At 63.0% G+C, this 15,824-nt stretch carries 14 protein-coding genes; 5 read left to right on the top strand and 9 right to left on the bottom strand.

The annotated features are described in order from the left end of the window. Nucleotides 1-40: 40 nt before the first annotated feature. The 3 genes from GSQ89_RS13915 to GSQ89_RS13925 all read right to left on the bottom strand — a co-directional run bounded on the left by GSQ89_RS13915 (nt 41) and on the right by GSQ89_RS13925 (nt 3,672). On the bottom strand, nt 41-1,090 hold the full coding sequence (locus tag GSQ89_RS13915) for a winged helix-turn-helix domain-containing protein (RefSeq protein WP_254073199.1): 1,050 nt from the start codon (nt 1,088-1,090) through the stop codon (nt 41-43). A 113-nt stretch (nt 1,091-1,203) separates the two neighbouring features. Further along, on the bottom strand, nt 1,204-2,175 hold the full coding sequence (locus GSQ89_RS13920) for an alpha/beta fold hydrolase (protein WP_158926069.1): 972 nt from the start codon (nt 2,173-2,175) through the stop codon (nt 1,204-1,206). A 753-nt stretch (nt 2,176-2,928) separates the two neighbouring features. Then, the gene (locus GSQ89_RS13925; RefSeq protein WP_158926071.1) at nt 2,929-3,672 is read right to left on the bottom strand and encodes a dienelactone hydrolase family protein; all 744 of its coding nucleotides are present in this window, start codon (nt 3,670-3,672) and stop codon (nt 2,929-2,931) included. A 233-nt stretch (nt 3,673-3,905) separates the two neighbouring features. On the opposite strand from GSQ89_RS13925, the gene GSQ89_RS13930 reads away from it, so the two are divergent. Continuing rightward, nucleotides 3,906-5,330, top strand: coding sequence for an NAD(P)-binding domain-containing protein (locus tag GSQ89_RS13930; protein WP_158926074.1), 1,425 nt, complete (start codon nt 3,906-3,908; stop codon nt 5,328-5,330). 29 nt (nt 5,331-5,359) lie between these two features. On the opposite strand, the gene GSQ89_RS13935 is transcribed toward GSQ89_RS13930, so the two are convergent. After that, nucleotides 5,360-6,112 carry an SDR family NAD(P)-dependent oxidoreductase gene (locus GSQ89_RS13935; RefSeq protein ID WP_158926076.1) on the bottom strand — a complete coding sequence of 251 codons (753 nt, stop codon included), beginning with the start codon at nt 6,110-6,112 and terminating at the stop codon, nt 5,360-5,362. 111 nt (nt 6,113-6,223) lie between these two features. On the opposite strand from GSQ89_RS13935, the gene GSQ89_RS13940 reads away from it, so the two are divergent. Next, on the top strand, nt 6,224-7,420 hold the full coding sequence (locus tag GSQ89_RS13940; RefSeq protein ID WP_158926078.1) for an LLM class flavin-dependent oxidoreductase: 1,197 nt from the start codon (nt 6,224-6,226) through the stop codon (nt 7,418-7,420). A gap of 276 nt (nt 7,421-7,696) precedes the next feature. Here the strand turns inward: GSQ89_RS13940 and GSQ89_RS13945 are convergent, their stop codons facing one another. Next, nucleotides 7,697-8,686, bottom strand: coding sequence for an LLM class flavin-dependent oxidoreductase (locus GSQ89_RS13945; protein WP_158926080.1), 990 nt, complete (start codon nt 8,684-8,686; stop codon nt 7,697-7,699). A 92-nt stretch (nt 8,687-8,778) separates the two neighbouring features. Here GSQ89_RS13945 and GSQ89_RS13950 point away from each other — a divergent pair, with 92 nt between their 5' ends. Next, nucleotides 8,779-9,561: an enoyl-CoA hydratase/isomerase family protein gene (locus GSQ89_RS13950; protein WP_158926082.1), complete on the top strand. Its 783-nt coding sequence runs from the start codon at nt 8,779-8,781 to the stop codon at nt 9,559-9,561. Between the two features lie 3 nt (nt 9,562-9,564). Continuing rightward, nucleotides 9,565-10,614, top strand: a complete 1,050-nt coding sequence (locus GSQ89_RS13955; protein ID WP_158926084.1) for a TIGR03617 family F420-dependent LLM class oxidoreductase — start codon at nt 9,565-9,567, stop codon at nt 10,612-10,614. Nucleotides 10,615-10,816: 202 nt separating this feature from the next. Here the strand turns inward: GSQ89_RS13955 and GSQ89_RS13960 are convergent, their stop codons facing one another. Further along, nucleotides 10,817-11,629: an amidohydrolase gene (locus tag GSQ89_RS13960; protein WP_158926086.1), complete on the bottom strand. Its 813-nt coding sequence runs from the start codon at nt 11,627-11,629 to the stop codon at nt 10,817-10,819. A gap of 105 nt (nt 11,630-11,734) precedes the next feature. On the opposite strand from GSQ89_RS13960, the gene surE reads away from it, so the two are divergent. Then, nucleotides 11,735-12,493, top strand: a complete 759-nt coding sequence (gene surE / locus GSQ89_RS13965; RefSeq protein WP_216856156.1) for a 5'/3'-nucleotidase SurE — start codon at nt 11,735-11,737, stop codon at nt 12,491-12,493. 163 nt (nt 12,494-12,656) lie between these two features. Here the strand turns inward: surE and GSQ89_RS13970 are convergent, their stop codons facing one another. The 3 genes from GSQ89_RS13970 to GSQ89_RS13980 are packed head-to-tail and all read right to left on the bottom strand — an operon-like array spanning nt 12,657 to nt 15,807. Further along, entirely contained in the window at nt 12,657-13,418 is a 762-nt protein-coding gene (locus tag GSQ89_RS13970; RefSeq protein WP_158926091.1) for an SDR family NAD(P)-dependent oxidoreductase, read from the bottom strand. 14 nt (nt 13,419-13,432) lie between these two features. Continuing rightward, complete coding sequence (locus tag GSQ89_RS13975; RefSeq protein ID WP_158926093.1) at nt 13,433-14,470, bottom strand: LLM class F420-dependent oxidoreductase; 1,038 nt, start codon at nt 14,468-14,470, stop codon at nt 13,433-13,435. Next, nucleotides 14,467-15,807: an LLM class flavin-dependent oxidoreductase gene (locus GSQ89_RS13980; protein ID WP_216856157.1), complete on the bottom strand. Its 1,341-nt coding sequence runs from the start codon at nt 15,805-15,807 to the stop codon at nt 14,467-14,469. Before GSQ89_RS13980 ends, GSQ89_RS13975 begins: the two co-directional genes overlap by 4 nt. Nucleotides 15,808-15,824: the final 17 nt, after the last annotated feature.

Here is a 15,824-nt window from a genome sequence, read left to right on the forward strand (position 1 = left end):
ATCGCGCCCGGCCGCGGGTGATGGTGCGGCCGCTTGCACTCTATCGCTGCCGATCGAACTGAAAATCCGCGAAACGGTGCAATTCCGCTTCGACACGCGCCTTGTGTGACCGAACCGACCCGCGCCCTACCCAGGTCCACTGCTGGACAAGCAGTTTCTGCTTCTCACGATCCGCCTTGAGATCGATGGCGGCGATAATTTCGTCGCCATCAAGCACGGGCAGGGCAAAATAACCAAGCAACCGTTTCTCTTTAGGGACGTACGCCTCGAAGCGATGTCCGTAATCAAAGAAGAACTGCAACCGTTTCCGTTGAATGATCAGCGGGTCGAACGGCGACAGCAAATGAACCCTGTCCGGGCCGGATGGCGGCGGCGTATCCAGCATCTCGGGTTGCACCCAGTGCTCCAGCTTCCCGGCCCCCTCTATCGCAACCGGCAGAAGTTCCTTGCGGCGAACCCGGGCGTCGATCAGTCGCCGGATCTCGGCCTTTCGGGGTGCATCCAGATGACAGATCGAATCGAGGCTGACCACGCCTTGCGATCGCAACGCCCGATCCAGCACATAAACCAGGACCTGCCGTTCGGAGGCGGCGTCCGGCCGCCTGTTCCAGCCAAAATGCCGGTCCATGAGTTCGTAGGTCTTGACCATGCCGGATCGCGCGCTGATGGTCAGCGCGCCGCTGTAGAATGCCCGTTGCAAGGCCCGTTTCGACGGCTTTCGGCTGGCCCAGGCATGGTCTTTCTCGACCAGCACCTCATCGTCGATGTCGCGGATGGACAGGGCGCCGTCATTTCGGATGAGCGTCAGAACGCGTCGCAAATCGTCTTGGCTGACCGCGGCGAATTGGGTCTTCGGCGACTGACGATGGCGCTTCATGGCGGGAAGAAAGAACCGGATGTCCTTGGCCGGCACGTAAGACAGAGCATGTGTCCAGTATTCGAAGATGGTCTTGTCCACCGACAGCGCCTGATGCAGATGCTGCCGGCGGTAGGCCGGAATGCGGGTCCATAGAATGTGGTGATGGCAGCGCTCTATCACGTTGATCGTATCGATCTGCACATAACCGAGGTGGTCTACCGCCTTTGCCACCGCCTCCGATCCGTCCCCAAACGGTGCAGGTCCGTCCAGCCGCTGCGCTCGAAGCCATATCCGCCTGGCTTCGGGCTTCGTGAGCATAAGGGGCGCGGCAGCAAGGTAAGGCATCACGTACTGGCAATGAACTGCAGCGTCTGCTTGGCGCATTCCTCAGGCTGGACTGCCGCGATGTGGTAGGAATTTCCAGGCAGCACCAGCAGTTTCGACTTCGGTATCTTCTCCTGATAGGCGCGCGCCGCCGAGACCGGTTGCAACGGGCTCGTTTCAGTCGTTACGACGAGGGTCGGCGCCGTTATCCGGCCGAGCAACGGTTCGAGGTCCATGATACCCGCGGCGCCGGAGTAGCCGATGCAGGCCTCCGGACTCGCCTTTCCCATCAATTCGTCAGTCCACCACTTCATCATTTCTGGTGAGGCATCGCTGCCAAGACGCGACGCCATCGTCGCCGCGGCCCAGCCACGGACGCCGTCCCTGCGTATCCACGCCGGGAACGAGGTCAAATCGGCTTTGCCCCCGGGTGCTCCTTTCGCAGGGGTACCGAAGACTGCCAGCGTTTTGACCCGGTCGGGATAGTCGGCGGCCAGTTGCAGGGCGGTCGAGCCGCCTATCTTGGCACCGACCAGGTGAAAATGCTCGATCCTCAGCGTATCGAGGAGCCGGATCAAATCGCTGGCGACCACTTGCGTCGTGCAGGCATAGGAGAGCGGCAACGGCGATTGTCCGAAGCCGGGCAGGTCCGGCCGCAACACGCGGAACCGCCCCGAGAGAAACGGCACCCACTGCTGCCAGGCGACATGGGATTCGGCAACCCCGTGCAGCAGAAGAATGGGTTCGCCGTCCTGCCACGGCGCGCCGAACCACTGGTCTGCATAGGCGATGACGACGCCTGGCCTGACTTCGTGTCTCGCCATGTCCGCGTCTTGTCCCGCCGCGACTCGCGTGGCCCGCGCGGAACGCTGCATCCCGGCATGCGGTTGGCCCGCCGCGGCCTGAAGCGGACGAGGCGCCGCGACAAGCCCCGCGATGGTGCTGGATCCAAGCGCCAATAACCCACGCCGTAGCGGCTGCTGCGTATTCATGTTTCGCTCCCCAGGAACCTTGTCGTTTGGGATTAGACCCTGGCCATCGCACGCCGTGCAACTCCGTCCCCCTGTGTGTCTGCAACGATCTGATAACGGCACTCGTTGGCGTTCATGTGGATGCCGTTTGCGGCCGGCCGATAAAAGTTCTTGATTTGTTCGAATGACCATCTAAAGTAGCTTCCAGCGAGGAACATTAGGGGAATATCGATGGAATGCAACCGATGCGGCGGCTCTGTGATGTTGGAGACCGTTATTAAACTTCGGCGTGGTTTCTTCGGTTTTCGGGAGACGCGGTCGCGGGGCACGTATTGTGCAAGCTGCAAAATTGGCGCGCCGATGGAAACCCATCAATCCGCCGCACGTTCGGCATCCTTGGCGGTTGCCCGCCGTGGCGGCAGGCCGGCGTTTCTCGATCGGATAGCCGCCGCAAGCCGGCCATCGCGTCGTGCGGCCCTGTTTCCGTGGCGAGATCGGCACAGCAAGATACCGGCATGGATGCTGTCCCGCCTTCAACGCGTTGCTCTCGACGCGCGATAAAGGCTTCTGGACGTTCTCGTCCACGATCGGGTTCGTCTGACGGCGTTTCGTGCTGTCCCAATTGGACTTTAGGGTTCGCGGATAAACAAGTGCTTCGGCGTTGGCACCGTCGCCCAATCCCATCATCGCAGGCGTAGGCCCGCCATGACAATGCGGGACTGGCGGCTCTCGCCAAACGATTCGGCTATTTTGCCGCAAGTCCCAAGGTGGCAGTCACCCCCCGTGGCGCAAATTCCGAGCGAAGAGCGCGAGCATCGCGACCCAGCCGCGCTCGGCGGCGGCATGATCGTAAACGGGGAAGTCCGGCTTCATCCAGCCGTGCGCGGCGGGGTAGGCTTCCGTGCTGTAGCGCACACCACCTTGGGCCAGCACCTTCTCGAACTGCTCGGCCATCTCAGGCGGATAGCTGCCGTCGTTCTCCGCGGCGGCGATATAGACCTCGGCCTTGATCTTTGGCGCAACCAGATGCGGGCTTGTCGGCGCGTCGGTCGCGAGATTGCCGCCATGGAAGCTGGCGACCGCCGCGAAGCGATCAGGGTAGGCTGCCGCCGCGGCAAACGCCATGCCGCCGCCCATGCAGAAGCCGACCGCGCCGACCTTGCGGCCCGCAACATCGTCGCGCGTGTCGAGGTAGGCGAGCAAGGCCTCTGTGTCCTCGACCGCCTTGTCGTTGCCGGTCGTGGCCATCAACGGACCCAGGATGGCGCGCACGTCGCCCGCGAAGACCTCCTTGGGCACGAACGGGCCATAGGGACCGTAACGGTAGAAGAGGTCTGGCAGCAGCACGGCGTAGCCGTCGTCCGCGAGCCGCTGCGCCATGTCGAGAACTGCCGGCCGTATCCCGCCAGCGTCCATATAGAAGATCACCCCAGGCCATGGCCCGTCGCTCGCCGGGATCATGACATGACAAGGGCAGTTCCCATCGCGCGTCCGGATCGTGACTTGCTCGTTCGGCATCATGTATTCCTCGGTTGCTCGTTCCAATGGTCTGCTTTGGGCCATCCATGACCGCAAGCGGACGGATTGGGATCGTGTCCCCCAAGTGGTGCAGGAACTGTGAATAAGTAGCCCGCCGCCGCGACCGCCCGGAGTCACCACGCAGCCCGTCGCGTTGGATCGGCCACCATCAGCCTTCCCCGTGCCTGGGCAAGTGAGATAGCGTTCCGTGCAACTCGCTTACAGGTGCACCCATGAACGACTTCGAAAACCCCGACTTTGCCGCCGCAACGGCGCTTCGATTGATCGGCCCCGACGCGGCAAACTGGGTCCCCGATCGGCCCGGCATCGATCACAACGTGATGCTGGTCGGCGGTGGGCAGACCGGATCCGCGCTGGCTTTCGCCCTACGCCGAGCCGGTGTCGGCAAGGTTTCGATCATCGATGCGGCGGATGACGAAACCACGGCCGGGATTTGGCTGACCGCCGCCAGGATGCACCTGTTACGCACGCCCAAGAACCTGTCGGGTCCGGAGCTGGGCATTCCCGAACTCAGCTTCCAGGCTTGGTATGAAGCCCGTCACGGACAGGCCGCGTATGCCGCGATCGACCGTATCCCACGGTTGCTATGGGCCGAATACCTGAGTTGGTATCGGCATTTCCTGAACATTCCCATTCGCTACCGCACGAATTTGATCCGCATCGAACCGGCCGACGGCTGCTTCCGCCTGCATCTGCGGATCGAGGGACGGTCCATCGTCGAAACAACCCGGAAAATCGTCCTGGCGACAGGCTTCACCGGGAACGGTGGCGCCTACATCCCGCCGGTTCTCGCCGCTCTTCCGAAGAATGTCGTGTCACACACCCATGACAGCATCGATTTTGCCGCGCTTCAGGGAAAGATGATCTCGGTCGTCGGCGCCGCGGCCGCCGCCTTCGACGCCGCCGGGGTTGCGTTGGAGAACGGAGCCGCCGCGGTGCATTTGTTCGCCCGCCGCCCCTCGATCGCATCGGTGCCCATTACCCGCCTGCGCGGCTATCCGGGTGCCTACGACAACTACCGGCAGTTGCCCGACGCGATCCGCTGGCATCAGGCGATCCGCTTCCGCGACGCCGGATCGACGCCAACCGTCGATGCGATCCAGCGTGCCGTTGCCTTCCCGAATTTTCACTTGCACCTCGCCGCCCCATGGCACGACGCGTCCATGGACGACGGCCAGATCGTGGTACGCGCCGCGGATGGCACCTTCCGTTTCGATCACGTCATCGCCGGCACGGGTTATTTCGTCGATCCCTCCGCTCGACCCGAAATCGCCGGTTTCGCGGACCGCATCCTGTTGTGGCGCGACAAATACCGGCCACCCGCGACCGAGGAAGACCCGTTCCTGGGCAGCCATCCCTATCTGGGACAGGGCCACGAATACCTGGAAAAAATACCCGGTCAGGCGCCGTATCTACGCGACATCCATGTCCACAATCCGGCCGGTTTCGTCAGCTTCGGCCTGCCGATCGGCGATGTCCCCAGCATGCGGCGAGACATCCCGTTGGTCACCGCCCGCATCAGCCGCGACCTGTTCCTGGCTGACCTCGACAGCCACGAGCAGCGGATGACAGGGACGATCCAGGCCGATTTCCCGGACGCCATTTATGCGTCCGCCGTGTGGAAGCGGCCGGACTGACCCGCCTGTGCCAGCCGCATCGAGGCTGGTTACATCGCCAGATAGCCGCCATCGACGTAAAGTTCCGCGCCGGTGACGTAGGACGCCTCATCGGAGGCCAGATACAGAATGGCGTTGGCGACGTCGTCCACCTCGCCATTGCGTCCCAGCGGCACGGCCCGCAGCATTTTCGCGCGGACGACCGGATCGGCGGTCGCGCCGGAGGTGCGCATCGGCGGCATCAATCCCGGATGCACGGAGTTGCAACGAATATTGTCCTTGCCGAACTGCACCGCGGTGGATTTGGTCATGACCCGCACCGCACCTTTCGCGGCATTGTAGCTCATATGCACCATGGTCTGGCCGACGATGCCGGAGATCGACGAGAGATTGATGATCGAGCCGCCGCCGTTCTGCTGCATCTGCCGCACCGCCGCCGCCGTGCCCAGAAAGACCCCGGTGCTGTTCACCGCCATCACCCGATTCCACAGCTCGGAATCGAGCAGATCGTTGGTGGCGCTGCCGCTGATGCCGGCATTGTTCACCAGGATGTCCAGTTTGCCGTAGGCCGCGACGGTCTTGTCCACCACCGTTTTCCAGCCGGCTTCGTCGGTCACATTCAACGCCATGAACATCGCCTTGCCGCCAGCCGCGTTGACGCTGTCGGCAACCGCCTTGCCTTCTTCCTCCAACATGTCGGCGATGACGACTTTCGCGCCTTCCTTCCCGAAACGCCGAGCGGTCGCGGCGCCCATGCCGGATGCGGCACCGGTGATGATGGCGACCTTGTCTTGCAGACGCATGGCTGTTTCCTCCTTTTGCCGTGGTTGACCGGACTCTGCCATCGCGGCCGCCCCTTGGCTACCGGCGGGTATTTGAGGCACATAGAAGACAGCATCATTGGAGCATGACCCATGGCCCACCGCGGCTTGACCTTCGGTATCTTCCTCGCCCCGTTCCACCGGCTGGGCGAGAACCCGACCCTGGCGATCGCGCGCGACGTGGAACTGATCCAGTGGCTGGATTACCTGGGGTATGATGAAGCCTGGGTGGGCGAACATCACTCGGCCGGCTGGGAATTGATCGCGTCGCCGGAACTGGTCATCGCCGCGGCGGCCGAGAAGACGAAGCACATCAAGCTGGGATCGGGCGTGACCAGCCTGCCGTATCACCATCCGTTCCTGGTGGCGCAGCGCTGGGTGCAACTGGATCACATGACCCGCGGCCGCGCGATGCTGGGCTGCGGGCCGGGCGCGCTGACGTCCGATGCCTACATGCTGGGGATCCAGCCAGCGACGCAACGGCCGCGCATGCTGGAGTCGATGGACGCGATCATGCGGCTGCTGCAGATGGACGGCCGGGTGACGATGAAGACCGACTGGTTCGAGATGAACGACGCCCGCCTGCATCTGGCGCCGTACAGCGACCCGCATTTCGAGATCGCCGTGGCCAGCACGATCACGCCGTTCGGGATGATCGCGGCGGGGACTCACGGGACCGGTGTGCTGTCGATCGGTGCGGGATTGCCGGGTGGGCCGGAAGCGATGGCCAGCCAGTGGAAAATCGCCGAGGAACACGCCGCCAAGAACGGCAAGACGGTCAGTCGGAAGAAGTGGCGGATCGTGGTGAACGCCCATATCGCCGAGGACGATGAACAGGCGCTGGACGAAGTCCGCAGGGGCGAGCGCAACGAGACGATCAGCTATTTCGAGGACACGCTGGGCCGGCCGCCCGGCCGGTCCGATGATCCGCTGAGCGACGGGGTAAAGCAGGGAACCACGCTCGTTGGCTCACCGGAAACAGTGGCGAAAGGGATCAACCGCCTGCTGGAGTACAGCCAGGGCGGATTCGGCGGCATCCTGTTCCGCGCACATGAGTGGGCGACGCGGGAACAGACGATGCGGAGCTACGAGTTGTTCGCCCGCTACGTGATGCCGGTGTTCCAGTCGTCGCTGGAAGGCCCAGTTGGCTCGCTGGCGTGGGCGCGGGAGAACCGGAAGCAGGTTTTCGGCGCGACACCGGATGCGGTGCGCCGGGCATTCACCGACTTTGGTGCGGCAGTGCCGGAGGACTTCAAGCAGCGCACGCTCGGCGGGCGGGATGTGACGTAGGGGCTGCTTCAGGGCACCCCGTTATACCAGCCGCCGTTGAAGCCGACCTTTGATCCGTCATGGCCCGGCGTCAGTCCGGGCTATCCGCCCCAGTAAGGTGCTGGATCGGATGCCCCGCACTTCGCCGGCCCAAGACGAGCCTGATGTGTCAACGTCAACGGCGGCTGGTATTACCAGTCGCCGGACAGTGCCCGTTACGGAAGTCTTCCATGAGGATCCTGTCCGACCCGTCGTCTTCATGCACCCACAACAATCAGCCCAACCGTCATTTATGTTCTATTGACCTCCGCTCAAATCCGCCAGCAGCGGCATGGCCTCCCGAGCGAACCATTCGATCTGATCGGCCTTCTGTTCATAAGGACCCAGCAGGTCCAGCACGACATGCCGCACCCCGGCGGCGTAAAATTCGCGGATGCGTTCCGCCACCATGGCCGGCGTCCCTAGCGCGCAGTACCGCTGCGCCGCCTTCCGGAAATCCATGGCATACCGCACACTCAGGGTTTCCGTCGCTCGGTCCAGCGCCTCTTCGTAGGTGTGATCCAACCGTGTAAACAGCAGATGCCCGGTCCCAAACGGGATCGATCCGCGGCCCGCCTGTTCCGCCGCTTCGCCGATCGTCGCCAGCGAGGCGCGATACATATCCGGGGAAATCACATAAGCTAGGTAACCGTCCCCCAGCCGCCCGATACGGCGCTGCGCCGCCTCCTTCCGGCCGGCAAACCAGATCGGCGGCCCGCCCGCCTGGCGCGGCGGCGGATTCATCGGCACGTCCTCGAACGGCCCATAGAATTTGCCGTGATGCGTCACCGGCTCGCCGCTGAAGAATTTTCGCAACACGGTCACCCCCTCGGCCAACCGAGCCCCGCGCTCGTTATGCGGCACATCGCAGGCAGCATACTCACGAGGAAACTCCCCACCCACGCCAACGCCCAGGATAAACCGCCCCTCGGTCAAATGATCCAACGTGGTGACCTGCTTCGCCACCGGAGTCGGATGCCGCAGCGGCAACAGCAGCACCGAAGTTCCCAACAACAGCCGCCGGCTGACCACCGCCGCCTGCGCCAACTGCAGCAGCGGGTCGAAGATCGCGACGGGGAAGGAGATATGGTCGCCCACCCACAGCGAGTCGTACCCACTGTCGTCCACCAGCCTCACCAGTTCGACCAGTTCGTCGATCCGAGGCAACCACGGGCTGTCCGCCGGTTCAGTCCGGCGGTGAATGGTCTGGATGCCGATACGCAGGCGCGTGTCCAGGATAAGGCTCATGCGGTGGGTCCCCCCCTTGATGCGGCATGCAGTGTTGCAGCCGCCGCCCCGTCACGCCAAGCTGGCCACGACTGACATCCTGGAGAACGTCCATGCCCGACCTGCTGGAGACCGTCGAAGACGGCATAGCCACGCTGACCTTGAACCGGCCCGAGAACCTGAACGCGCTGTCCGACGACATCCGCAACGGATTGGTGGAGGCACTGACCCGCCTGGGTGCCGATCCGGGCATCGGCTGCATCATCCTGACCGGCGCCGGCCGAGGCTTCTGCGCCGGCGGCGACGTCAAAACCATGGGCGGCCGGTCGGCCAAGGTGTTCGAGGAACGCGCCGCCGGCATCCTGCATTCCGGCCGCGTGCCGGAGCTGATGCACCGCACCCCGAAACCCATCATCGGCATGATCAACGGCGTTGCCGTCGGTGCCGGCCTCGGCATGGCGACCGGCTGCGACATCCGCATCGCCGCGCGATCGGCCCGTTTCGGCGCCGGCTTCATCAAGATCGGCCTGTCCGGCGACTGGGGCACGACCTGGTCGCTGACCCATCTCGTCGGCACCGCCAAGGCTCGGGAGCTGATGTTCACCGGCGACATGATCGATGCCGAGGAAGCCATTCGGATCGGTCTGGTCAACAAAGTGGTCGACGATGCGGAACTGCTGACGACAACAATGGCAATGGCGAAAAGGATCGCCGCCATGCCGCATCTCGCCCTGGGCTACACCAAACGGAATCTGGAAGTGGCCAACACCGCCGACTTCCCCACGTCGCTGGACGCCGAAGCCTTCAACCAGGCCCGTTGCTCGCAGATGGAGGACCACCGCGAAGCCGTCCTGGCATTCAAGGAAAAGCGCAAGCCCGTCTTCACAGGGCGCTGACCGATGCGCGTTCTGAACACGCTGCCGCAGGCCGACCTGCGGCAGACCGCCGCATCCGCCAAAGCATCCGAGGCAGCCGGCTACGACGGCCTGCTGACCATGGAGAACAAGCACGACCCGTTCCTGGCGCACGCCATCGCCGCCGTGAACACGGACCGGGTCGAACTCGGCACATCCGTCGCCATCGCCTTCCCACGCAGCCCGATGGTCGTTGCCAACGCAAGCTGGGATCTACAGAACGCCTCCCGCGGCCGCTTCGTGCTGGGCATCGGCCCGCAGATCCGCCCGCACAACGAAAAGCGCTTCAGCACCCCCTGGACCGCGCCGGCCCCCCGTCTGCGCGAATACGTGCAGGCCCTACGAGCCATCTGGAGCACATGGGAAAAGGGCGAAAAACTCGACTTCCGCGGCAAACACTACACCTTCACCCTGATGCCGCCTTATTTCATGCCGCCCTCGACCGGCCAGAAGATGGTGCCGATCACCCTCGCCGCCGTGGGCGAACACTCCCTGCGTCTCGCCGGAGAAGTGGCCGACGGCGTCCGCCTGCACGGCTTCTGCACCCGCCGCTACATCGAGGAAGCCATCATCCCCCGCGTCCAGGAAGGCATGGCCCGCACCGGCCGCACCCGCGAGCATTTCGAAATCACCGGCGGCGGTTTCGTCGCCACCGGCAAGGACGAGGAAGCAACCGCAAAAGCCTTCGAGATCGTCCGCGGCCGCGTAGCCTTCTATGGCTCGACCCCCGGCTACTGGGGCGTCCTGGAACTGCACGGCCACGGCGATCTGGGCCGCGAACTGAACGCCATGTCGAAAGCCGGAAAGTGGAACGAAATGGCCAGCCGCGTCTCTGACGACGTCGTCCACCTGTTCGCCGCCGTCGGCACGCACAAGGACATCGCCACCCGCATCCAGGAACGTTTCGGCGGCCTCAGCGACGCCCTGAACTTGCGAGCGGACTCCTCATCCTTCGGCGGCGACGTCCCACCCGACATAATCCAGGAGATCAAGCGGATCGCCACCCCGTTCCAGGGCTACAAAACCGACTGGTAGAGACTCGCAACGAAATCACCGAACCGCTTGGCGAGAGCCGCCAGCGTCTCATCGTCATGGCGGGCGAAGGCCCGCCATCCACGCCTTTTCCAAGGCCCGCTCTGCAAGTCGTGGATAGCGGGGCTTCGTCCGTCATGAAGGGATTGGGTGGTAATGCCAACGTCGAAGCACTTACTTATCCACGGGGCTTAAGCGGGCGAGGCTACCCCCGCTTCCACCCCAGCCAGTCGACCACACCCTGGCCCATCACCGTCTCCAGGTCCTTGCCCTTCAGCCAGGGCAACTCCTCGGTGAAGAACGTAACGCACTGCCGATAGCTGCACGGCATACGCGTAATATCCGTGCCCCAGAAGAACCGATCCGGACCGTAAGCATCGAAAATCCGATGCAGCCCATCCTGGATATCCCGGAACGGGTACCCCTCTTTCGAGTATCCCGGCGCCCCGGTCGCCTTGATCGCCACGTTCGGCAGCTTCGCCAACGGCAGCAGGTCATCCAACGTCGCAAACGCCTCCTGGCCCTGTCCCGACCGCACCAGCCCCAGGTGATCGACGATCAGCTTCAGATGTGGATGCCGTTCGGCAATCTGCTTGAATAGCGGCAGGAATCGCCACGCCATCGTCGCGATCGGCGTGCCGGCTTTCTCCGCCGCCGGCCACAGCCAGTCCATCGTCCCGTCCTGATGCCAGGTCTCCTGCCCATCCCGAGTCAACGACCACCGCAACCCCAGCATCCCCGGCTGCTGTTTCCACGTCTCGATCCGCTTGCGTTGCGACGGATCATTCAACGTAAACCACCCCAACGAGCAGAACTTATCCGGATACTTGACCGCCGCCTCAACAGCCATTTCGTTCGATTTTGCGTCCCAACTCGGCGGATGCAGGACCGCGCCGTTCACCCCCGCCGCGTCCATTTCCGCAATCAGCTCCTCCGCCGTGTAAACTGAGGTCTGGCGATGATGTGCGCTGGGCTTGCCGCTGCCCCAGATATGAACCTGCGCATCGATGATCAACATGGACGATCTCCTTCCCTTTCCCCGATGCTGGCCTCTTGCCCGCCGGGACGCAACCGGGCCAAACAGAGGCGGCAACAAGGAGTGCGCACAGTGCTGGATCGGGTCATGCTGACGAACGATGACGGGATAGACGCGCCCGGCATGCAGGTGCTGGAGGAAGTCGCCGCCCAAATCGCGCACGAGGTCTGGGTCGTCGCTCCCGAACACGACCAGAGCGGCCAGTCCCACGCCATCAGCCTGCATCACGCCCTACGCATCAGCGAACGCGGTGACCGTCGCTTCGGCGTGACCGGCACCCCCGGCGACTGCGCCGCGATCGGCCTGTGCCACATCATGAAGGACAACCCGCCACAACTGGTGCTGTCCGGCGTCAATCGAGGCCTGAACCTAGGCATGGAAACTGTCTTCTCCGGCACCGTCGGAGGCGCCATGACCGCGATGATGCTCGGCTGTCCGGCTCTGGCCCTGAGCCAGGCATTCAAGGACCGCAACAATGTCCCATGGGACACGGCGCGCTCATTGGGCGCCGAAACGATCCGCAAGCTGCTGGCGGTGGGATGGGGCAAAAGCGCCGTCCTGAACATCAACTTCCCCCCCATCCCCGCCGCCGAGGTAGGCCCGATGACCCTGGCCCGCCAAGGCGAAGGCGCAGTCGCCGGAATGCACGTAGACAGCCGGATCGACCCGCGCGGAATGACCTACCACTGGCTGAACTTCAAACGAGGCGACATCCAGCAAGGCCCAGAAAGCGACTACAGCGCCATGCGCGCCGGCAAGATCGTCGTGACCCCGCTACGCTACGACCGCACCGACGACGACGCCTACGCCGAACTAGCCGAACACCTACCCCGGTTCGGCCAATAGCGAGTTCGCCTCGCGCCTAAGGTCGTGCCAAGACCCAGCTCAGGTCCCCCCGTCATGCCGACGAAGGTCGGCATCCACGCCTTTCACATCCCAAACGAAACCATGGCACCCAGAGACCGCCCGACCACAACAATGACCGTTCCCAGCCATCACGGAACCGGCCCTACCCCGACTGCCCACCCGTCACATCGATCGTCAACCCCGTAACGAAATCCGCATCCGAGGACGCCAGAAAACAGATCACCTTCGCCTGATCGGAAGCTTCCGCCACCCGCCGCAACGGCGTCGCCTCGACCTGCGCTGCCTGAGCCTCCGGCGACCGCTGGTTCCAATGCGGCCTGATCCGCTCCGTCAACGTCAGGCTCGGCGCGATCGCATTGATGTTGATCCCAAACGGCCCAAGCTCGAACGACAATTTCCGAGTCAGCGCAATGATCCCGCCCTTGGCCGCGGCATAGGCCACCCCGCTGGCAACACTCATCCCCCGCCCGGCAATCGACGCCAGGTTGACGATTTTCCCCGCCTTCTGCCCCTTCATGATCGGCACGATCGCATGGGTAAACAGGAACGTCCCATCCAGGTTGAACTTGATCACCCGCTGCCAATCATCCAGCGAATGTTCCTCGACCGTCGCCGAAGGCTTGGCAATGATCGTGCTGCCGCCCACGGCATTCACCAGGATATCGATCCGGCCGAATTCCCGAACCACATCGGCAACAACGGCATCGACCTGCCCCTGATCCAACGCGTCACACAACCGCCCATGCGCCTGCTTTCCCAGTGCCGCGACCGCCGAACCCAGCCGTTCCGGGTGGTTATCAACGCAAACCACCGTCGCGCCCTCCGCCGCCATGATCGCCGCCGTTGCTCGGCCGATACCATTAGCCGCCGCCGTGATCAGCGCGATTTTGCCCTCAAAGCGCATCGTTTCCCCCATCCTCAGTTCAACCGAGCAGCCTGTGCCATCACCTCTATAGCCTCAGACTGACGAGACCGGACGGTCAGACTATTCGCACCTGAATCTTCCCAAGCCCGGAACCGTTCGCGAATGCGCGCCGGCGGTCCCACCAGGGACTTCATGTCCACCCATTCATCCGGAACCGCGGCAATGGCTTCGTCCTTCCGGTGCGCCAGATACAACTCCTGGATTCGATCCGCGGCCTCGGCGAATCCACGCCGGATCATCTGGTCCTTATGGAAATTCTTATCCTTGTGCCCCATGCCACCGACATACAGCGCGACCTCCGGCTTCAACTTCGCCAGGGCGCCTTTGACGTCATCGGCGACTTCCACATGGATCGACGCCTGGATATGAAAATCCTTCAGGCTCTTCCCATTGCCGGCCCGCCTGAAACCTTCCTGCAGCCAGGGGCCGTATTCCTCCATACAGCCGGGCACGAACCCCATCGGCAACCAGCCATCCGCGATTTCCGCTGTCAGCTTCACCGTCGATTCACTGCCCGTGGCCAGATAGATCGGAATCTCCGGGTTCATATGCAGAATGGATTTCAACGGCTTGCCAACACCGGAGGCGCCATCGCCGGTGTAGGGCAGGGGGATCTCACGCCCATCATGCGTAACCGGCTCTTCACGCGCAAAGATCTTGCGCATGATGGCAACATAGTCCTTCAGCCGGTAATACGGCCGTCCCCACGGCTGCCCATACCAACCCTCCACGATCTGCGGGCCTGACACGCCCAACCCGGCGATAAACCGCCCACCACCAGCCAGCGCATCAACCGTGCCCGCACACATCGCCGCATTGGCCGGCGTCCGCGCCGCCAATTGCATAATCCCCGTGCCCAGCCGGATCCGCTTCGTCACCGCCGCCAGGAACGCCAGCGGCGTCACCGCATCCGATCCATAAGCCTCGGCCGACCAGACCGAATCATACCCCAGTTCCTCGGCCCGCTGAACCAAGGCCACCGGCAGATCCAGCTTCGCCTTGGAATAACCGATCGACAACCCGAGTTTCATGTCACGCTCCTGCGCGGAATAGGAATCCCCAAATTCTCCCGTAACGTCGCACCCGTATAATCCTTGTGATACAACCCACGCCGTTGCAACTCCGGCACGACATGTTTGACGAACTCCATATAAGTCCCCGGCACGTGCGTCGCGGCGATCACAAACCCATCACACACGCCAGTGCTGAACCACTCTTCCAACCCGTCGGCAACTTCCTTCGGCCCCCCAATGAACGGCAAATTCGGCCGCGCCCGGTGGCTGAATTTCACAAAATCCCGAGGCGTCGGATTGCGAATACCGCTGGCCTTCACCACCCGGTCACGCATCGATTGCGTCCCGGAAATCCCATCCAACTCCTCATCGGAAAACGGTTCATCCAGCCCCTTGCTGGCGAAATCGAAATTCATCGCCTCCGACAGCAACGACAGGGCGTCTTCGTCAGTCGCCAACGTCTCGATCAAGGCCATCTTGTCCTCGGCCTCCATCTTCGTTTCAGCGCAAACAACATAAGCGGACGGCGTGATCGACAGATGCGAGGGATCGCGACCCTGACGCTCCACCTCGGCCTTCATCTCACGGTAATTCTGCCGCCCCACCTCCAGATTGACCGGGGTGCTGACGAACACCAACTCGCCCCAGCGTGCCGAAAACTGCTTGCCGCGGCCGCTCTGCCCCGCTTGAATGATAACAGGATGCCCCTGCTTCGACCGAGGCACCGTGAACGGCCCGCGAGACTTGAACCATTCGCCCTTATGATCCAGCCGGCTCACCTTGTCAGGGTTCGCAAACACACCGGTCGTCTTGTCATGCACGATGGCATCGTCGTCCCAGCTATTCCAATGCCCCAACACGACTTCCATGAACTCATCGGCGCGATCGTAACGAGAATCGTGTTCCTGATGCTCGTCCTTCCCCATGTTCAACGCTTCGCCATCATTCATCGACGTCACGACATTCCAAGCCGCTCGCCCTTCCGTCATCAGATCCAGCGTCGCAAACGTACGGGCGACGTCGAACGGCTCATAATAGGTCGTCGATCGTGTCGCACCCAAACCAAGCCGCTTAGTCGCCATGCCCATGACAGTCAGCACGGTAACCGGGTCCATCTTCACACAGCGGATACCATGTTCGACCGTATGCCGATGGTCGTTGCCGTATCGATCCGGCATCGCCAGCCGATCGTCAAAAAAACCAACGTGGAATTTACCCTCCTCCAGCACCCGCCCAATGGTCTGGTAATAGTCCGCCGAGGTCGAATCCGAACGCGACTCCGGATGCCGCCACGAGCTGACAAGGTTTGTACAGTTCTGGGCTTGCAGGAAGCCCACCATCACCATCTGGCGCATCAAAACATCTCCCGTTC

It is taken from the genome of Acidisphaera sp. S103 (genome assembly GCF_009765975.1).
GTDB lineage: Bacteria > Pseudomonadota > Alphaproteobacteria > Acetobacterales > Acetobacteraceae > Rhodopila.